General features: G+C 72.4%; 18 protein-coding genes. 6 read left to right on the forward strand and 12 right to left on the reverse strand.

Annotation, left to right across the window (positions count from 1 at the left end; all coding sequences use genetic code 11):
* Nucleotides 1–27 precede the first annotated feature (27 nt).
* From ACFYYJ_RS36790 to ACFYYJ_RS36810, 5 genes are read right to left on the reverse strand one after another with little or no spacing between them, the layout of a single operon-like run.
* A complete protein-coding gene (locus ACFYYJ_RS36790) occupies nt 28–765 on the reverse strand; it encodes a response regulator transcription factor (RefSeq protein ID WP_389138715.1) in 738 nt (245 codons plus the stop codon).
* 19 nt (nt 766–784) lie between these two features.
* Nucleotides 785–1,570, reverse strand: coding sequence for a DUF5666 domain-containing protein (locus tag ACFYYJ_RS36795; protein ID WP_389138717.1), 786 nt, complete (start codon nt 1,568–1,570; stop codon nt 785–787).
* Nucleotides 1,571–1,605: 35 nt separating this feature from the next.
* Nucleotides 1,606–2,841, reverse strand: a complete 1,236-nt coding sequence (locus ACFYYJ_RS36800) for an ABC transporter permease (RefSeq protein WP_389138719.1) — start codon at nt 2,839–2,841, stop codon at nt 1,606–1,608.
* On the reverse strand, nt 2,838–3,650 hold the full coding sequence (locus ACFYYJ_RS36805; protein ID WP_385123252.1) for an ABC transporter ATP-binding protein: 813 nt from the start codon (nt 3,648–3,650) through the stop codon (nt 2,838–2,840). Before ACFYYJ_RS36805 ends, ACFYYJ_RS36800 begins: the two co-directional genes overlap by 4 nt.
* Complete coding sequence (locus ACFYYJ_RS36810; protein ID WP_389138723.1) at nt 3,647–5,008, reverse strand: efflux RND transporter periplasmic adaptor subunit; 1,362 nt, start codon at nt 5,006–5,008, stop codon at nt 3,647–3,649. The genes ACFYYJ_RS36805 and ACFYYJ_RS36810 overlap by 4 nt, the downstream gene beginning before the upstream one ends.
* A gap of 322 nt (nt 5,009–5,330) precedes the next feature.
* Here ACFYYJ_RS36810 and ACFYYJ_RS36815 point away from each other — a divergent pair, with 322 nt between their 5' ends.
* Both ACFYYJ_RS36815 and ACFYYJ_RS36820 read left to right on the forward strand, forming a co-directional pair.
* Complete coding sequence (locus ACFYYJ_RS36815; protein ID WP_389138725.1) at nt 5,331–6,509, forward strand: cytochrome P450; 1,179 nt, start codon at nt 5,331–5,333, stop codon at nt 6,507–6,509.
* Between the two features lie 103 nt (nt 6,510–6,612).
* Complete coding sequence (locus ACFYYJ_RS36820) at nt 6,613–7,041, forward strand: DUF5959 family protein (RefSeq protein ID WP_389138728.1); 429 nt, start codon at nt 6,613–6,615, stop codon at nt 7,039–7,041.
* A 30-nt stretch (nt 7,042–7,071) separates the two neighbouring features.
* Here ACFYYJ_RS36820 and ACFYYJ_RS36825 read toward each other — a convergent pair whose 3' ends face one another.
* Entirely contained in the window at nt 7,072–7,656 is a 585-nt protein-coding gene (locus ACFYYJ_RS36825) for an AAA family ATPase (protein WP_389138730.1), read from the reverse strand.
* Between the two features lie 232 nt (nt 7,657–7,888).
* Here ACFYYJ_RS36825 and ACFYYJ_RS36830 point away from each other — a divergent pair, with 232 nt between their 5' ends.
* The 3 genes from ACFYYJ_RS36830 (at nt 7,889) to ACFYYJ_RS36840 (ending at nt 11,686) form a co-directional block, all read left to right on the forward strand.
* Nucleotides 7,889–8,443 carry a PadR family transcriptional regulator gene (locus tag ACFYYJ_RS36830; RefSeq protein WP_385123264.1) on the forward strand — a complete coding sequence of 185 codons (555 nt, stop codon included), beginning with the start codon at nt 7,889–7,891 and terminating at the stop codon, nt 8,441–8,443.
* Nucleotides 8,444–8,507: 64 nt separating this feature from the next.
* A complete protein-coding gene (locus ACFYYJ_RS36835) occupies nt 8,508–10,238 on the forward strand; it encodes an acyl-CoA dehydrogenase family protein (protein ID WP_389138732.1) in 1,731 nt (576 codons plus the stop codon).
* Nucleotides 10,239–10,417: 179 nt separating this feature from the next.
* Complete coding sequence (locus ACFYYJ_RS36840) at nt 10,418–11,686, forward strand: hypothetical protein (RefSeq protein ID WP_389138734.1); 1,269 nt, start codon at nt 10,418–10,420, stop codon at nt 11,684–11,686.
* 85 nt (nt 11,687–11,771) lie between these two features.
* Here the strand turns inward: ACFYYJ_RS36840 and ACFYYJ_RS36845 are convergent, their stop codons facing one another.
* Together ACFYYJ_RS36845 and ACFYYJ_RS36850 are read right to left on the reverse strand one after the other, a co-directional pair.
* Nucleotides 11,772–12,344: an antibiotic biosynthesis monooxygenase gene (locus ACFYYJ_RS36845; protein WP_385123270.1), complete on the reverse strand. Its 573-nt coding sequence runs from the start codon at nt 12,342–12,344 to the stop codon at nt 11,772–11,774.
* Nucleotides 12,345–12,409: 65 nt separating this feature from the next.
* Nucleotides 12,410–12,754, reverse strand: a complete 345-nt coding sequence (locus tag ACFYYJ_RS36850) for a GNAT family N-acetyltransferase (protein WP_389138736.1) — start codon at nt 12,752–12,754, stop codon at nt 12,410–12,412.
* Between the two features lie 166 nt (nt 12,755–12,920).
* Between ACFYYJ_RS36850 and ACFYYJ_RS36855 the strand changes: the two genes are divergently transcribed.
* Complete coding sequence (locus ACFYYJ_RS36855; protein ID WP_389138738.1) at nt 12,921–13,445, forward strand: carboxymuconolactone decarboxylase family protein; 525 nt, start codon at nt 12,921–12,923, stop codon at nt 13,443–13,445.
* Between the two features lie 98 nt (nt 13,446–13,543).
* Here ACFYYJ_RS36855 and ACFYYJ_RS36860 read toward each other — a convergent pair whose 3' ends face one another.
* The 4 genes from ACFYYJ_RS36860 to ACFYYJ_RS36875 are packed head-to-tail and all read right to left on the reverse strand — an operon-like array spanning nt 13,544 to nt 18,783.
* Nucleotides 13,544–15,148 (reverse strand): MFS transporter, encoded by a 1,605-nt coding sequence (locus ACFYYJ_RS36860; protein WP_389138740.1) that lies wholly within the window; start codon nt 15,146–15,148, stop codon nt 13,544–13,546.
* Complete coding sequence (locus ACFYYJ_RS36865) at nt 15,129–16,115, reverse strand: FAD binding domain-containing protein (protein WP_389138742.1); 987 nt, start codon at nt 16,113–16,115, stop codon at nt 15,129–15,131. The genes ACFYYJ_RS36860 and ACFYYJ_RS36865 overlap by 20 nt, the downstream gene beginning before the upstream one ends.
* Nucleotides 16,112–18,280, reverse strand: coding sequence for a xanthine dehydrogenase family protein molybdopterin-binding subunit (locus ACFYYJ_RS36870; protein ID WP_389138744.1), 2,169 nt, complete (start codon nt 18,278–18,280; stop codon nt 16,112–16,114). Before ACFYYJ_RS36870 ends, ACFYYJ_RS36865 begins: the two co-directional genes overlap by 4 nt.
* Entirely contained in the window at nt 18,277–18,783 is a 507-nt protein-coding gene (locus ACFYYJ_RS36875) for a (2Fe-2S)-binding protein (RefSeq protein WP_389138746.1), read from the reverse strand. The genes ACFYYJ_RS36870 and ACFYYJ_RS36875 overlap by 4 nt, the downstream gene beginning before the upstream one ends.
* Nucleotides 18,784–18,921 lie beyond the last annotated feature (138 nt).

Genomic DNA, 18,921 nt, shown 5'->3' on the forward strand with positions numbered 1-18,921 from the left:
CGCGGTCCGGGAACACGCATCGGCGCGTCAGCCCTGCGGGCGGCGCAGGACGTACCCGATGCCGCGCACGGTGTGGATGAGCTTGGCCGAACCGCCCGAACCCGGGTCCACCTTGCGGCGCACGTAGGAGATGTACGACTCGACGATGCTGAGATCGCCGCCGAAGTCGTACGCCCACACGTGCTCGAGGATCTGCGCCTTGGAGACCACCCGGTCGGCATGGGTCATCAGGTACGCGAGCAGTTTGAACTCGGTGGGGGACAGCGACACGGGCCGCCCGCCCCGCAGCACCTGGTGCCCCACGGGGTCCAGTTCGAGGTCGCCCGCGATCAGGCGCCCCTCGCCCGTCGGACCGCCGGTGCGCCGCAGGATCGCGCGGATCCTGGCGATCAGCTCCTCCAGGCTGAACGGCTTGGTGACGTAGTCGTCGCCCCCTGCCGTGAGTCCGCCGATCTTGTCGTCGACGCCGTCCTTCGCGGTGAGGAAGAGCACCGGCAGGTGGTCGGCCTCGGGACCGGTGGCCGCCACCTCGCGCAGGTGCCGGATGACGGCGAAGCCGCTCATGTCCGGCAGCATCACGTCGAGGACCACCAGGTCCGGCCGTTCCTTGGCGACGGCCGCCAGCGCGTCGGCACCGTTCGCCGCCGACGTGACCTTGAAACCGACGAAGCGGAGCGAGGCGGACAGCAGCTCCCGGATGTTCGGTTCGTCGTCGACGACGAGCAGGCTCGCCTCGGGCGTGGCCGTGGCCGCTGCCCTCTCCATGGGGTCCTTCCTCTCCTGCTCAGCCCCGGCCACCACCGAACCCGCCGCCACCGCCCTGGGCGACGGCCGTCGCGGTGACGTCGCCGGAGGGGCTCCGGCTGCCGCGCACGGTCACGGTCTGCCCCGGCTGGAGGTCGGACACCTTGCCGCTGCGCGACTCGGTGATCTGGGTGTTGGTGTCGGTGGTGACCTTGACGACGTTGCCCTGGGCGTCCGTGACGTAGAGGGTCGCGCCGTCGACGAGCTTCACCGTACCGGTGGTCAGGCCGGCCCCGGCGCCCAGGCCGCCGTTCGAGCCGCCGAAGCCCTGGCGCGAGCCGTTCTGCCCGTTCCCGGTCCGCCCTTGTCCGGCGGATCCCTGGCCCTGGCTCTGGCCTTGGCCTTGGCCCTGACCTTGCCCTTGACCCTGGCTCTGGCCGCCCTGGCCGAAGCCCGTACGCCCCTGTCCGCCCGCCCCCGAGCCGGGGCCGCGGCCCGAGGCCGCCACCCCGGAGCCCCCCGACCCCTGGAGGTGGCCCTTCTCGACCAGGACGCCCCCGGTGAAGGCGAGCCCTGCGACCACCCCGCCGGAGAGCAGCAGGGTCAGCCAGGGCAGTCTCGGCCGGGGCGGCGCGGCGAGTTCCGCCGAGACGTCCCGCGTGTCCGGGGGCTCGGACAGGATCGCCTCGGGATCCTCCGAGGGCCCCGGCGCCTCTGCGGACCGGTCCGCCCGCGCCACGTCCTCGAACGCATCGGCGAAAGGCGTCGACGGGTCCCCGGTCACCTCGGGCGGCTCCTTCTCCGGTCCGGTGCGGCCTCGTGTCATGTCAGCTTCTCCCTGTCCCCGCACACGTATGCGGATCACTCGTGTCGCAGTGCTTCGATGGGCCGCAGGCTCGCGGCCCGGTTGGCGGGGTAGCCGCCGAAGAACAGCCCGATCAGCACGGCGATGGCGAAGGCGCCGACGACCGACTCCGGTATGACGACCGGCTTGATGCCGACGATGGTGAAGTGCGAGCCGATCAGCCCGGCCGCCACCCCGAGCCCGCCGCCGATCAGCGAGAGCAGCGTCGACTCGGCGAGGAACTGGCCGAGGATGACGCCCCGCGGCGCCCCGATCGCCTTGCGGATGCCGATCTCACGGGTCCGCTCGGTCACCGTGACCAGCATGATGTTGGTGATCCCGATCCCTCCGACCAGCAAGGAGATCGCGGCGACCGCCCCCAGCAGCACGGTGAACGTCTCGTTCGTCGCCGCCTGCGTGGTCAGCAGGGACGCCTGGCTCGCCACCCGGAAGTCGAGGGCGTTCGGGTCCTTGATGCCGTGCCGTCCCATCAGGACGGCGGTGATCTCGCTCTGCGCGGCCGCCGTCGCGTCGGCGGACTTGGCCTCCACGAGGATCTGCCCCACCGAACCGAAGCCGGTGAACGCGTTCTGCACGGTGGGCAGCGGCGCGACCACCACGTCGTCCGGGTCCTGGAACCCCGTACCGCCCTTGGTGGCCAGCACCCCGACCACGGTGAACGGCGTGCCGCCGAGCACTACTTTCCTGCCGACCGGGTCCGAGGTCCCGAACAGCTCGGCGGCGGTCGTCGAGCCGATGACGGCGACCTTCCGGGACGCCAACACGTCGTCGCCGCTGAAGTAGTCGCCCTTGGAAACCTTGCTGTTGGAGGCCTTGAAGTACGCCGGGTACGTGCCCACCACCTGGCCGACCGTGTGCGAGGTGCCCTCGTACAGGGCCGTCTGGGAGGTGCTGACCTCGGGGGCCACCGCCTCGATGTGCGGGGCCGCCGACGCATCGGCCAGGGCCCGCGCGTCCTCGACGGTCAGAGGCTTCGCCGTGCCCGCCGAGCCGGAGCCGCCGCGCCGGCCGCCGGATCCGCCACCGGAACCGCCGCCGGGGGAGACGGTGAGGGCGTTGGTGCCGAGCTTCTCGATGGAGGTCCGCACCGCCTGGGAGGAGCCGTTGCCGACGGCGAGCAGCAGGATCACCGCCGCGACGCCGATCAGCACACCGAGCATCGTCAGCGCGGAGCGCACCTTGTTCGCCGCGAGGCCGCCGAGGGCGAAGCGCAGCGTCTGGAACGGGTTCACGACAGGCCTCCGGCCACCGGGTGCTGCCCGCGCATCGCGGGCGGGGGCCCGACGACGGGGGCCTGCCGGACGTCCTCGACGATCTGGCCGTCGACCAGGCGCAGGACGCGTTTGGCGTGCCGCGCCACCTCGTCCTCGTGGGTGATCAGGACGACGGTGCGGCCCGACGCGTTGAGTCGGTCCACGATGGCCAGGACCTCCTCGGTGCTGTGGCTGTCCAGATTTCCGGTGGGCTCGTCGGCGAGCAGCATCGCCGGCGCGGTGACCAGCGCCCGGGCGACGGCCACGCGCTGCTGCTGTCCGCCGGAGAGTTCGTTGGGACGGTGGTCCATGCGGTCGGCCAGTCCCACCAGGGTGAGCGCGGCCTCCGCGCGCCGCCGCCGCTCGGCGGCCTTCACGCCCGCGTACGCCAGCGGCAGCTCCACCTGGGCGAGTGCGGTGGTGCGGGGCACCAGGTTGAACGACTGGAAGACGAAGCCGATCTTGCGGTTGCGGACCAGCGAGAGCCGGCGCTCGTCCAGGCCGCCCACGTCGATCCCGTCGAGCAGGTACCGGCCCGACGTGGGGACGTCCAGGCAGCCCAGGATGTTCATCAGGGTCGACTTGCCCGAACCCGAGCTGCCCATGACCGCGACGAAGTCCCCTTTTTCCACGAGGAGTTCGACACCGCGGTGGCGGCCCGACGCGATGTCGTACGGACCGCCGAGCGCACGCACCGCGGCTTCGCCGTGCCCGTACGTCTTGAGCAGTGCGCGGACCTCGATCACGGGAGGTACGGCGCCGAGCGGGCCGCCGGTCTCCGGCGTCATCCTCGGCCACCCCCGCCCCCGCCGGTGCGGAAGCCACCGGCCCCGCCGCCACCGCCGCCGCGGTTGCGGGTCCCGGTGGACCCGGCCCCGGGGAAGGCCCCGCTCGGGAAGCCCCCGTTGCCGGCCGAGGACACCGGGGCCAACTGCACCCGGTCGCCCTCGTTCAGCCCGCTGACGACCTGGTCGGTGCTGTCGCCTTCGAGGCCGATGGTGACCGGCGTGCGCACGGTGGTGCCGTCCGCCTTGACGACGGTGACGCTGCGGTTCTCCCCGGTCCCGGACACGGCGGCGGCGGGTACCGACAAGGCGCCGGAGGCCTCGCCGACGACCACCTGGATGCCGGCGCTGAGGCCGCTGCGCAGGTCGTCGGTGGAGCTCGTGATGGTCAGCGTGGCCGCGTACTGCACGGCGCTCCCGCCTCCCGAATTGCCGCCACCGGAGGAGGACCCGCCGCTCACGGGCAGGGAACCGACGGACAGTACCTGCGCGTTGAGCGTCTTCCCGGACATCGCGTTGAGCGTGACGGTCGCGGCCTGGCCGGGCTTCAGCTTCAGCGAGTCGGCCTCCGAGAAACCGGCCGTCACCTGCATGCCGGTCGGGTTGGTGAGCACGACGAAACCGGAGAGGGAGGAGGAACCACTGCCGGAAGCGGAGTTCCCGCCCGACCCACCGGAACCGCCTGACCCACCGGAGCCGCCGTTGCCACCCCCCGATGTGCTGCCACCCGTCCCGGAGACCGTGTCGCCCACCTTCGCCGAGACGGAAGCGACCGTCCCGTCGACGGGCGCCTTGAGCACCGTCCCGTCGACGGCGCGCTGTGCGGCGTCCACGGCGTTCTGGGCCTGGGTGAGCTGGGCGCGGGCCTGGGCCACCTGCGCGGGGTCCACGGTCGGTGTGGGGGCCGGCGCCGGAGTGGACGCGGAACCGCCCCGCGAGGTGACGTTCGAGCCGCCCGACCCGGAGGTCACCTGCCCGGCCTCCGCCTTGGTGAGGTTGGCCCGGGCCGCCGTCAGCGACGCCTGGGCCTGGTTCAGCGTCTCGGTCGCGGCGGTCGCGTCCACCTTGCCGAGCAGTTGGCCCTTGGTGACCTTGTCTCCCGCCTTGACGTGGACCTCGGTGAGCCGGCCGCCGGTGGTGAAGTTCAGGCCGGCGTCGCTGGGTGAACTCAGCGACCCCGAGCCGGAGACGGTCGCGAGGACGGTGCCCTTGGTGACGACGACGGTCCGCGCGGAGTCCCGTACCGGACCCCCGCCCTCACCGGCCACCGCCGCGTACGCGCCGGCGGCGCCCGCGAGGACCGCCACTCCGAGCACCGAATTGATCAGGACGGCCCTGCGCCGCCGTGGGAGCACCTTCATGGGACGGCATCCTGGCCGCCCACGCTTTGCGGGGTCTGGGAGATTCCTGGGAGTTCCCTGGTAACGCCGGGCCCACCCGAACCGCCCGTACATCCTCATACGGTGCACAAGGTCCGGCTCCGGTCCTCCTCGACCCACGGCGCCCCTCGCACTCTCGGCGAACTCACAGCTCCCGCCACCGGGAAGGAGCCGCCGGAGGCGGCGGGGGAACAGCGCGCCGACCGGCTAGTTTGTGAGGCGGCAGGTGGGGTCGTACGGAGGGGGCGTCGGCGTGGGGACGGATCAGGGAGAGGGACGGCGTCAGCGAAGTCGTGTCGAGGCCGTGACCGATCCGGATCAGGATCCCCGTACCCTCCGGGACCCCTATGTGGCCTACGCGGCCATGCGCTCCGCTTGCCCGGTGCGGGCATTGCCCACCGGTTCCGGGGGGCGCGTCGACCACCTGGTCACCGGCTACGCGGAAGCCCGGGAAGCCCTCGGTGACGCCCGTCTCTCGAAGGACACGGGCGCCTTCTTCGCGGGCAAGGAGTCGCGGCGCCGCCTGCACCCGGCGGTGGCCCGCAGCATGCTGGCCGTCGACCCGCCCGAGCACACCCGGCTGCGGAAGCTGGTGACCGGGGCGTTCACGACCGGGGCCGTCGACGAACTGCGTCCCTTCATCACCCGGGTCACCGACGAACTCCTGGACCGGTGGCCCGTCGGTGAACCGCTCGACTTCGTGGCCGGCCTGGCCGCGCCGCTGCCCGTGATCGTGATCTGCCAACTGCTCGGAGTCCCGCAGGCGGACCGGCCCGCGGTCCGGCGCTGGTCCGCGGAACTGTTCGCGGAGGGGGAGCCCGACACCGTCGACGCCGCCTCGCACGCCATGGCCGGCTACATGACGGACCTCATCGCCGCCAAGCGCCGGGACCCCGGCTGCTCGCTCCTGGACCGACTCGTCTCGGCGCGGGACGGCGAAGACCGTCTGAGCGAGGAGGAACTGGTCTCCCTGGCCGTGCTGCTGCTCGTGGCCGGACACGAGAGCACCACCAACGCCCTCGGCAACGCGCTCCTCGCGCTGCTCATGCATCCGGCCGCGCTGGATCGCCTCCGGGACGATCCGGGCGAGATCCGCGGCGCGCTGCCCGAACTGCTCCGCTTCGACTCGGCCGTCAGCACGGCCACCTTCCGGTTCACCACGCGATCCGTCACGCTCGGCGGCACCGAGATCCCCGCCGGTGTCCCGGTCCTGGTCGCGTTGGGGGCGGCCAATCGGGACCCGGCCCGCTTCCCGGCGCCGGACCACCTCGACCTGGACCGGGACGCGGCCGGCCATCTCGCGTTCGGTCACGGTGTCCACCGCTGTGTCGGCGCCCCCTTGGCCATGGCGGAGCTTGAGATCGCCCTGCGCGCGGTGCTGACCCGATTCCCCGGCATCCGCCTCGCCGTACCGCCCGACCGACTGGAGTGGCGGCGCACCCGCCTCGTCCGCGGGCCGGTCGCGCTTCCCGTCCTGACCTGAGGGCCTGGCAGGATGCCGCTGTCGGGCCGGCCGTGAGCGACGGGGCCCGTAGCGACCGTGAGCGGCCGGGGAGGCCGCGGCGGATGCCGAGGAGGAGAACAGGGTGGGAGACGCCGACATCGTCAGGTTCGCGGACCGGGCGCGGAGCGTGACGGTGGAACTGGAGGACGCGGCGGGCGGCGGGCGTCACAAGGGTTGGCACGACGCCGAGATCGTGATCGAGACCGGCTTCGTCGGCGCGCGCGTGCCGGTGCACGTCACCGACGCAGACCTCGCGGCGTTCCTCGCCGCACGCGCCGGCGCCGAGGAGGACGGCGCCCTGCCGGACGGGTCGGTCATGGACTGGCCCGCCGCGGGTCGCGGCGCCTACCTGCGGCTGCGCGTCGAGGACCCGTTCGTGGTGGAGGTCCGTGACCCGGTGCAGAGCGGGGTGACGGTCATCGTGCCGCTGCAGCCGCGCGACGGCTGGGCCGCACGCGCCGCCTCCCGGCTCGACCGGTTGCGGAGCCGTCTGGGCGAACAGGCCGGATGAAGGCGCGCCGACCGCGAGGACGGTGGCCGCTCAGGCGTCCGCGGGGGGCGCGAAACGGACCGCCATGACGCGCTCCCGTTGCCCACGGTCGAGCGCCACCACGGAGTGGAAGCCCCGAACCCCGGCCAGACCGGCGCGGTCCACCTGCCTCAGGAGCCTCGCCAACCCCCGCTGGTGACGGGCGAAGACCCGGCGCGACGCCAGCCGCCGACGAGCGCGCTGACCCGACAGGGCCTCCTCGGGACCGACGTCCAGGACCACCATGTGCAGGGGGCGCCCGGCCCCGCGAGCGGTACGGGCGAGCCACCAACGCATCCAGCTCCTGCTGCCGCAGTCGTGGATCAGCAGGGGACCACCGCTGCGCAGCTCGTCACGCAGCCATCGCATGTGCCTCAGCCGCGCCCACGGCCGGTAGAGCGCGTAGGGGAGCCACGCCGGCATCCACGCCTCGAACGACGTGCGCGTGGCACGGGGATCGACGACCAGGGCGGAGCCGGACCAGGCGCGCAGCAGCGTGCTCTTCCCGCTCCCGGGGAGACCGCAGACCACGACCGCCCCGTCGAAGGGGTACGAGAGCCACACGTCCCGACCGGCGGCCCCGCGCAGATCGAGCACTCCGTGCGGGGACGTGTGACCACTCGGGCACGCGTCGGGGCCCCGGTCGGAGGTCGGCCGGGATATCGGCGGCCTTCCGACCGGGTCGGCGCTGAGGGGTGCAGTCACAGGTACAAGCCGTCCGTACGAGGTCCAGAGGACACCGACAGTACGTCACCCGTACGGGTGAGCCGCGTCTCACAGCAGCGGTGGCACTTGTCTATGCAACGAGTTGCATAGAAGGATCGAGGGCATGGCACTTGAGCACGCGATCCTCGTCTCCCTGCTGGAGAAGCCGGGCTCGGGCTATGAGCTGGCCCGACGGTTCGAAAGGTCCATCGGCTACTTCTGGACCGCGACCCACCAGCAGATCTACCGCGTGCTGGGGCGCATGGAGGCCGACGGCCGGCTCGACGTCCGCGAGGTGCCGCAGCAGGGCAGGCCGGACAAGAAGGTGTACTCCGTCGCCCCGGCCGGCCGGGCCGCCCTCTCCGCCTGGCTCCACGAACCGATCCAGCCCGACAGCGTCCGGCACGAGCTCGCCGTGAAGATCCGCGGCGCGGCCTTCGACGACCCGGCCGTCCTGATCCGCGAGGTCGAGCGGCACCACCGGGAGCACAGCGACAGGCTCACGCGCTACCTCGCGGGCGAACTGCGGGACTTCACGGGCCCCGAGGCCCCCGCGACGCACGACGCCGGCCAGGAGCTCCAGCACGTGGTGCTGCGCGGCGGTATCGCCTACGAGCGGATGCAGCTCGCCTGGCTGGAGGACGTACTCGCCACGCTCCACCGGCTGGCGGCCTCCTGAGCGCCCCACCCCCCCCGAACTCCTCTCTCCCACCCCTCATCCCTTGGCTGAAAGGCGAACCTCCATGAGCGATCCGCTGCTGTTCAACCCGCGCACCTACGACCCGGCGCACTTCGACCCCGAGACCCGCAGGCTGCTGCGCGCCACCGTCGACTGGTTCGAGGCCCGCGGCAAGCGAAAGCTGATCGAGGACTACCGCACCCGCGCCTGGCTGGGCGACTTCATCGCCTTCTCCGCCAAGGAGGGGCTCTTCGCCACCTTCCTGACCCCGGCGCCCGCCGCCGGCGAGGGGGAGCCGGACAAGCGGTGGGACACCGCGCGGATAGCCGCCCTCAACGAGATCTTCGGCTTCTACGGCCTGGACTACTGGTACGCGTGGCAGGTCACCATCCTCGGGCTCGGTCCGGTCTGGCAGAGCGACAACGCCGCCGCCCGCAGCCGCGCCGCCGAACTCCTCTCCGAGGGCGAGGTGTTCGCCTTCGGTCTCTCCGAGAAGACCCACGGCGCCGACATCTACTCCACCGACATGCTGCTGGAGCCGTCCACCGACGGTTCCGGCGGCTTCCGCGCCACCGGTTCCAAGTACTACATCGGCAACGGCAACGCCGCCGGTCTGGTCTCCGTCTTCGGTCGCCGCACCGATGTCGAAGGGCCCGACGGCTACGTCTTCTTCGCGGCCGACAGCCGGCACGAGGCCTACCACCTCGTGCAGAACGTCGTCGACTCCTCCAAGTACGTCAGCGAGTTCCGCCTCGTGGACTACCCGGTCCGCGCCGAAGACGTCCTGCACACCGGTCGCGCCGCCTTCGACGCCGCCCTCAACACGGTCAACGTGGGCAAGTTCAACCTCTGCACCGCGTCGATCGGCATCTGCGAGCACGCGATGTACGAGGCCGTCACCCACGCGCAGGGCCGCATCCTGTACGGCCGCCCCGTCACCGCCTTCCCGCACGTGCGCCGGGAGTTGACCGACGCGTACGTCCGGCTCGTCGGGATGAAGCTGTTCAGCGACCGGGCCGTCGACTACTTCCGCTCCGCCGGCCCCGACGACCGCCGCTACCTCCTCTTCAACCCGATGACGAAGATGAAGGTGACCACGGAGGGCGAGAAGGTCATCGACCTGATGTGGGACGTCATCGCGGCCAAGGGCTTCGAGAAGGACACCTACTTCGCCAACGCCGCCGTCGAGATCCGCGGCCTGCCCAAGCTGGAGGGCACGGTCCACGTCAACCTCGCGCTGATCCTCAAGTTCATGCGCAACCACCTGCTGGCCCCGGCCGAGTACGCCCCCGTGCCGACCCGCCTCGACGCGGCCGACGACGCCTTCCTCTTCGCCCAGGGCCCGGCCCGCGGCCTGGGCTCCGTACGCTTCCACGACTGGCGCCCCGCCTACGACGCGTACGCGACCGTGCCCAACGTCGGCCGTTTCCGCGAACAGGCCGACGCCCTGTGCGAGTTCGTCCTGACCGCCGCCCCCGACGAGGAGCAGAGCCGCGACCTCGACCTCCTCCTGGCGGTCGGCCAGCTGTTCGCCCTGGTCGTCCACGGCCAGCTGATCCTGGAACAGGCTCGCCTCACCGGCCTGGACGAGGACGTGCTCGACGAGCTGTTCGGCGTTCTCGTACGCGACTTCTCCGCGCACGCGGTCGAGCTCCACGGCAAGGAATCCGCCACGGAGGCCCAGCAGGAGTGGGCGCTCGCCGCGGTGCGCCGTCCGGTCGGCGACACCGAGCGCACGGCCCGCGTCTGGGACCGCGTGGAATCCCTGGCCGGGGCGTACGAAATGGCCCCCTGACCCGTTGCGCGTTCCGGGCGGACGACCCCACCACGGTGGGTCGCCCGTCCGCCCGGACCGCGAACGCCCACACGGGCGAACGCCCACCCCGGTGCACTGGCGGCGTGCCCCGGCCGGGCGCGACGGGCATCGTGAAATCAGCTTGATGCGGTCCCACCCGACGTCCATGATCAGCGGTGATGAGCAACGCATTCGAAGACGTCCGGCGCCACATGGCCTCCGGCGACATACCCAGCGCCGTCCGAGCACTGCGCCCCCTCGCGGACACGGTCCCACTCGGTGACCTGGCGAGCGAAGTCCGCCCGCTCGCCGAGGCCGTCGGGTTCGACGACCTCGCCAAGGCCGCCGGGAAGGCGGCCCGGAAGCCCGGCGACCCGAACAGGCTCTACGAGTTCGGTTACCTGTGCATCGAGCACGGCCTGGCCTTCGCGGCCGTACCCGCCATGCGCGAGGCACTGCGGCTGGCCCCGGGTTCCGCCCGGCGGATCCTGTCCGAGCTGGTCGCGGCCCTGGAGGCGGAGGACCGGCGCGCCGAGGCGACGCGGGAACTCCTCCGCCACGAAACCCTCCTGGAACCCTGGCCCGGCCAGTACCTCGTCGCGTACAACGCCCTGCTCTCCGGCGATCTCGCCACCGCTCGGGACCGGGCCGCGGCCCTGTCCGCACCCGACGACGACACCTGGAGCTGGGCGCACGGCCGACTGCGCCGCATGCTCGACCGGGCCGACGCCGCCGCGCGCGTGGCTCCGCTGGACGCAACGGACCTGCGTGGCTGGCAGTTCACGCTGACCGGGACACTGCTCGGCACGATCTCCCCGCACGGCTTCGAGGTCATGACGGGCCGCTACGCCTACCTGAGCGACAGTTACGAAGCCTGCCGGCGCGGCCTGGACCGGCTGTCGGCAGCCTTGGAGGCGGCCGGACACCGCCCGGACGCGGTGAGCGCGCTCCCGGGCCGTTCCGACGGCATCCTCGCGCTGGCGGCGGCCGAGATCCTGGGTCTGGAGCTGGTCCCGTACGACCCGGACCGCCCGGGCACCCTGCTCGTGGCCTATGACCTCAGCGAGCACGACGAGGACGTACAGGCCGGACTGCGCGACCGCGCGCCCGGTCAGGTCCTGTATGAGCACGCGAGCCGGTGGACCGAACCCGGGACGGTTCCGGCCGACTTCAGCTGTCTGCAGCGGCAGATCGGTTCCGAGCCCTGGGGCGGGCAACTGGGTGTGGACGGCATCGGCGAGGCGGATTCCCGGCAGCCGGAGGCGATCGCGCGCGACATCGTGACGGCCGACGGGGCCGATGCCGACCCGGGCGACGGTTCCGCTCCCGTCGACGCGGACACCGACGCGGCGTTCCGCGCCTTCGCCGCCGCGGTCGCCCCGCTCTGGCTCACGGGCCCGCGCGCGGCCGTCCGCTCGGCGGGCCCGATCCGGAGCAACAGCTTCTGACCTTCGGACCAGGGGGCGGTCCGTGTGCTCCTCCGGTCCCGGCGGACGCCGTCGTGTCCGCCGGGCAACCGGCCCCTGCGAAGCGCTACGGGGCGAGCCAGCCGCGCAGGAGTCTGCTCACGGCGGGCATCGCCACGTACGTCATCAGCACGTTGAACACGGCGGCCGTGATCAGGCTGTTGAGCAGGAGCGGGAGTGCGGCCAGGTGCGGCACCAGGAAGAGGCCGCCGAGCACCGAGATCGGGTAGATCGCCAGCGTCGCGCTGATCGCCATCTTCCACCGGGGCGGCGCCGGCCGCGTCGAGCCCGGTGCGGCGAACCAGGTCTCCATGCCGGTCAGGTGGCGCCGGGCGATCTCGGTGTGGTGGTGTCCCTCGCAGTCGGCGAACCAGGCCGCCCGCTCGGGGGACTCCTGCCAGGCCCGGCAGGCCTCCGCGTCCCTGAAGCGGTGCACCAGGAACCAGGGGGCGTCGCCGCCGGAGGAGCGGAAGAGCCCGTACCCCAGGTGGCCGGGGAAGCCCGCCGCGCTCTCGAGGATGCCCTTCGCCCACAGCTCGAAGTCGGTCTCGTAGCCGGGGTCGACCCGCCGGGCTATCAGAAGCGTGACCTCGCCGGTGTCGGCGGGGACGGTGGAGTGCTCAAGGCTGACAGCGGTCACGTGTACTCCTCATGATCACACCGCGCCCGGCCACACTCTACGCGCCGTACTGTGCCGCGAAGGGCTCAGCGCCCCAGCACACCGTCGAGCCAGGTGAGGATCTCGGGGGTCACGGGGTCCGTGATGTCCGCGAACTCCGTGTGCTTGGTGAGGAACTTGGCCACATAAGGGCAGACGGGCACGATCCGCATGCCCGATGCGCGGACGTCGGCGAGGGCCTGTTCGACGAGGACGGAGGCGAGCCCCTGGCCGGCGTGGGCGTCGTCGATCTCGGTGTGGAAGAAGACCCGCCGGCCGTCGCGGTCGCGGTAGGCGGTGAGGCCCGCACGGTCCTCGCCGACGAGGATCTCGTAGCGGTGACGGGCGTCGACACGGCTGACGACGGGGGCCGGGGTGGTCTGGTCGCTCATGGTGAAGGGCCTTTCGGTACTGCGGTCGGAGGTGCGCTCCCGCTCCTACCGTGCCTCGACGACGTCCCGGTTGCTGCGGCCTCGCACCAAAGTGGTTTCACTTTCAACAATCATGGGTGATCATAGTCGCGAAGACAACCCGCGACAACAGGCGAAGGAGCACAGGGTGATCGAGACGGAACAGGCCACGCAGGCCCCCCGGGCCACCGGGCGGATCCACCTCGACAAGCAGGGCCCCGCCGCGTACCAGGCGCTGGTCAAGGCCGCCGACACCGTCCGCACGACGGCTGCCGAGGCGGGCCTCGACCGAATCCTGGTCGAGCTGGTCAACCTCCGCGTGTCCCAGCTCAACGGCTGCGCCTTCTGCCTCGACGTCCACACCCGCGCCGCGCTGCGCGCCGGGGAGAGCGCCCGGCGCCTCGGCGTACTCGCGGCCTGGCGCGACACCGAGCTCTTCACCGCCGGGGAGCGCGCGGCTCTCGCCCTCGCGGAGGCCACCACGCACCCCGCCGACGCCCTCGCCCAGGAACGGGCGTACGCCGAGGCCCGGGAGGTGCTGGACGACGGCGAGATCTCGGCCGTGATCTGGGTGGCGATCACGATCAACGCCTTCAACCGCGTCTCGATACTCAGCAAGCACCCGGTACGGGAGACGCCCGGCTACCGAACCGGTCTCGACCCGCGGTCGTAGCCGGGGCCGCGCCCTGCGGGGCGGCGGCACGGCGGACGACCGGTTCGGCGGGAGGCGGAGGCCGCCGCCCGTGCCCGACCCCGGCCGGGCGCACGCCCTCACGCGGGATCCGCGTCCGTGTCCCGGCCCCCAGCGGCGGAATCGGCCTTGCCGGGCAGCGTGAGGACGGCCAGGGCAGCCGCCAGCAGCACGGCCGCCCCCACGGAGAACGCGGCCGAGACGGCGGTGGTGACCGCCCCCTTCAGGGCCGGGAGCAGATCGGCGGGCAGCCCGGCGGGCAGGCGAGAGCCCTGCTGTGTCGCCGCCACCGCCTTGCCGACCGAATGCTCGACCGCCTCCAGACGCCCGGCGGGGACGCGGCCGTCCAGGCGCAGGACCCGTCCCAGCCGTCCACCCTGTACGTGCGACACGACCGCACCCATCACGGCCAGTCCCAGCGCCGCGCTGATCTCTCGGGCGGTTTGCGTCACCCCGGCCGCGCGCCCGCGCATCCGCGGGGCCGTACCGCCGAGCGCGGTGGTCCAGGCCGGGCTGACGGACAGACCCATGCCGATGCCCATCGCGGTGTAGAAGGTCAGCAGCCAGGCGTACTCCTGCCGGTGCAGCGCCACCGCCGCACCGAGCATGGCGGCCACGCACAGCCCCGTGCCGATGCCCAACGGAACCCGCGGCCCCAGCCGGTCGTGGAGTCTGCCGCCGAGCGGTGCGCACACCACCGTGGGGAGCGTGAGCGGCAGTACGGCCAGCCCGGCCTCGAACGGGGACATCCCCACGACGTCCTGCAGCCACACGACCCCGAACACCGCGAACCCCACGAACGCGAACCGCACCGTCGAGACGACCGCCGTCCCCACCGCGAACTTCCGGTACCCGAACAACTCGAGGTGGAGCAGCGGGTGGGAGACGCGCCGTCCGCGCACCACCAGCAGCGCCAGCAGAACGGCCGCGGTGGCGAACAGCGAGATGACGGCGGCCGAGGACCAACCCCAGCGGTGCGCCTGCGTGAGCGGCAGGACCAAGCACACCAGACCGCCGATGAGCAGGGGAGCGCTCGCCCAGTCGACCGGTTCGCGCCGCGCCGGCGAGTCCGTGAGCAGAAGACGGGCGAGGGCCACCGCGGCGATGCCGAGGGGCGGGTTGACGAAGAAGATCGCGCGCCAGGAGATCGCCGTCGTCAGCACTCCCCCGATCAGGGGCGCCATTCCGTAGAACAAGGTCGAGACGCTGGACGAGATGCCCATGGCCTGTCCCCGTTCCCCGGCGGGGAACTCCTTGACGATGATCACCTGGGAGGCGGGCCGCAGCAGGGCCGCACCGGCGCCCTGGACCGCGCGGGCGGCGATGAGCCAGGCCTCGGTCTGCGCCAGACCCGCCGCGAGCGAGGCCGCGACGAACAGCAGCGTGCCCAGGCGGAAGGTGCGTTCATGCCCCAGGTCATCGCCGATGCGCCCGCCGATCGTGCTCATGCAGGCGAAGCTCAGCAGATACGCCGTGATGATCCACTGGAGGCCGGTGGCGGAGGCGCCAAGGTTCCGCTGGATGGTGGGGAGGGCGACCAGCACCACCAGCGCGTCGATGGCGATCATCGACGAAGCGCAGGTCATCACGGACAGGACCCACCATCGGTGACGCCCTCTCATGAGCCGAACGCCAACGGCCGGGACGCCGCCGCCCACGTCCCCATCAGCCTCGCCCGCACACATCGAGCAGCGTGTCCACCAGCGTGTCGCGGGCGAGCGGAACCTTGTACGCGTTGGCGCCGACCGTGCGGGCCGCGGAAAGCTCCTCGCGCGCCGCGGTCGCGAACCGCTCCGCGGTGGCCGGGGCACCGAGGAGGGCACGCTCCGCGCGGCTCGCGCGCCACGGCTTGGTCGCGAGTCCGCCGAAGGCGATCCGTGCGTCCCGGATCGCGCCGCCGTCCAGGTCGACCGCCACGGCGACCGACACGAGCGCGAAGGCGAAGGAGGCCCGGTCGCCGACCTTGCGGTAGCGCGAGCGGGCGGCCATCGGCAGCGGCGGCAGCTCCACCGCCGTGACGAGGTCTCCGTGGTCGAGCACCGTGTCGCGCTCAGGGTGGCTGCCGGGCAGCCGGTGCAGGGAGGCCACCGGAATCCGGCGGGAGCCCGCGCGGCCCCGCACGCAGACCACGGCGTCCACGGCGCACAGCGCGACCGCCAGATCGGACGGGTGGACCGCCACACAGCTCTCCGACGCACCGAGCAGGGCGGGTTGCGCGGTGCGGTCCTCCAGGGCGGCGCACCCGGAGCCGGGTTCCCGCTTGTTGCACGGGGTCCGCGGGTTCTGGAAGGAGGGGCACCGGGTGCGCTGCATCAGGTTCCCGGCCAGGGTGGCCATGTTGCGCAGCTGGGGTGACGCACCGGCCAGCAGCGCCTGTGAGACCACCGGATAGCGCTCGCGCACCGCGGGATGGGCGGCGAGATCGGCGTTGCGGACGTTCGCTCCGATGCGCAGCCCGCCGGCGGGCAGCGTCTCGACACCGTTCAGCGGCAGGCCGGTGACGTCCACCAGCCGACGTGGCTCGGCGATCCCCAGCTTGAGGTGGTCGAAGAGGTTCGTGCCGCCGGCCACGTACACGGCCCCGGGATCGTCCGCGACCAGTGCGACGGCCTCCGGAACGGTGGCGGGCCGCTCGTAGGCGAACGGCTTCACACCCCGTCACCCACCACTGCGCCGCCGTCCGTCACCGCGCCGCCGGCCACCGCCGACTCGGCGTCCACCAGACGGCGCACGCTGAGCGGCAGGCCGCGCAGGCGCAGGCCGGTGGCGTGGTGGACGGCGTTCGCGACGGCGGCCGCCGTCCCGACGATGCCGATCTCCCCGACGCCCTTCGCCCCCATGGGACTCGTGTGGAAGTCCTCCTCGTCGATCCACACGGCCTCGATCCGGGGAACGTCCGCGAATGTCGCGATGTGGTAGGTGGCGAGATCACGGGTGTGGAAATGCCCGTACACCGGGTCGATGACGCCCTCCTCGCACAGGGCCATCGAAACGCCCATGGTCATGCCCCCGACGAGCTGCGCGCGCACGGTCATCGGATTGATCACACGGCCCACGCCGAAGACGCCGAGCACCCGTGACACCCGGATCTCCCGCGTGGCCGTGTCCACCTCCACCTGGGCGAATTGCGCGCCGAACGCGTGCTGGGAGTGGGCGCGCGGTGGTGCGAGTTCCTCCAGGGTGTCCGCGGCCGCCTCCAGGCCTTCGTCCGGCACGATGCCGCCGCGGCGACCGATCTCGGCCCGCAGGGCTTCGCAGGCACGCACCACCGCGGTCCCCCAGGAGGTCGTACCGCTGGACCGCCCGGCCCAACTGGCCGACGGGTACGCGCTGTCGCCGATCTCCACCGTGACGCGGTCCAGGCCGACGCCCAGGGCGTCGGCGGCGATCTGAGCCAGGGCCGTGCGCGCCCCGGTCCCGATGTCCACCGCCGCGAGTCGCACGGCGCAGCGGCCTCTCGAGTCGGTGCGGACGCTCGCCCGGGAGGCGAAGCGGTACTGCGGAACGGTCGACGCGGCGACGCCCATGCCCACGAGCCGGCGCCCGTCGCCCCGCTCCGCGCGCAGCCGGTCCCGCTCCGCCCACCCGAACCGCTCGGCCCCCAGCCGCAGGCAGGCGGCGAGGTTCCGTGAGCTGAACGGCAGCCCGCTGTGCGGATCCGTCGCGGTGTCGTTGCGCAGCCGCAGTTCGACCGGGTCGACCCCGCACGCGACCGCGAGTTCGTCCATGGCCGACTCCAGCGCGAACATCCCGGGGCATTCCCCGGGCGCGCGCATCCACGTCGGGGACGGGACGTGCAGCCGCACCCGCCAGTGCTTGGTCTCGCGGTTCGGAGCCGCGTACATGGTGCGGGTGGGCGCGGCCGCGTACTCGGTGTGGTCACTCGTCAAGGACGTCTGCTCGAACGACACGTGGGAGACGGCCAGGAGCCGCCCGTCGGCCTCGGCCCCGAGCCGGATCCGCTGGACCGTCGGCGTCCGGTAGCCCGCGATGACACTGAGCTGCTCGCGGGTGAGCACGGTCTTGACGGGCCGGTCGACGACGAGCGCCGCCACCGCGGCGAGGGCGAGTTGGGCCTTCGGCGCGGCTTTGGAACCGAACCCCCCGCCCACGTGGCGGGCGAGGACCCGGACCCGGTCGCGGCGGATGCCGAAGAGGTGCGCGAGGACGTCACGCGTCCCCGAGGGCCCCTGGGTGGTGTCGTGGACGGTCAGCGCGCCGTCGTGCCAGTACGCGACCGTGCCGTGCGGTTCCAGCGCGTGGTGGTGGTACGGGGGAGTGGTGTACACGGCCTCGACCCGTACCGGAGCGAGCGCCAGCGCCCCTTCCACATCACCGTGCGAGCAGTCGGTGGGGAAGAACGGCTCGTGGCCCGGTGGCCGATGCAGTCCGGCTCCGGCGGTGTCCAGGTCGAGCCGGTGCGGGCCGACCGCGTAGTCGACCCGCACCGCCCGCGCCGCTTCGCGGGCGATCTGCGGGGACTCGGCGACCACCGCGGCGACGAACTGGCCCCGGTAGGTGACCGAAGGGCTCTGGAAGACGGCGAGGTCGGCATCCCCGGTCCGGTGCAGACGAGGGCAGTCGCCGCCGTGGATCACGGCCAGCACACCGGAACGGGCCAGGGCGGCCGCGGGGTGGACGGCCGTGACCCGCCCGTACGTGATCTCCGCCGGAACGACGGCGACGTACGCGAGGCGGGGCGGCGCCACGTCACCGGTGTAACGCGCACGGCCGGTCACCTTCTCCCGGGCCTCCCGTCGGGGAACGGATTCCCCGACGACCCGGGGCCGCGCCTCCAGGATCCCCGCGCCCGTCACGTCGCCACGTCCATGACCGCCGCCACGATGTTCTGATAGGCGCCGCAACGGCACAGGTTCCCGCTCATCCGCTCACGGATTTCCGCCTCCGTGATCACGGGAACACCCGAGGACAGTGCCCCCGTGGCCGAACTCGGCCACCCCTGGGAAATTTCGTCGAGCATTCCGATCGCGGAACACACTTGTCCGGGAGTGCAGAACCCGCATTGGAACGCGTCACGGGCGACGAACGCCTCCTGCAGCGGATGGAGCCCGGCTCCGCCCAGCCCCTCCACCGTCACGACGGAGGCGCTTCCACCGGCCACGGCGATGGCGAGGGTCAGGCAGGCGTAGACCCGCCGACCGTCCACCAGCACCGTGCAGCACCCACAATGGCCACGGTCGCAACCTGCCTTGGCTCCGGTCAGGCCGAGGGAATCACGCAGCACGTCGAGGAGCGACATTCTGGTGTCGACCGTCAGGAGGTGGCTTTCTCCATTGACGTCGAGCGTGATGGTTTCCAACGGGAAACGCCCCCGTCCAAGCGATCCGCAATGATCCGTAGTATTCCGCCGCGGACTCCGCCGCCGTGTGTGGACATGACGTTCGTCCCGGCGGCGGACCCGTTCGGGTGCATCCAGACCTCAGGGTCCCGACGGGTA

The sequence above is a fragment of the Streptomyces sp. NPDC002467 genome (assembly GCF_042889825.1).
Lineage (GTDB): Bacteria > Actinomycetota > Actinomycetes > Streptomycetales > Streptomycetaceae > Streptomyces.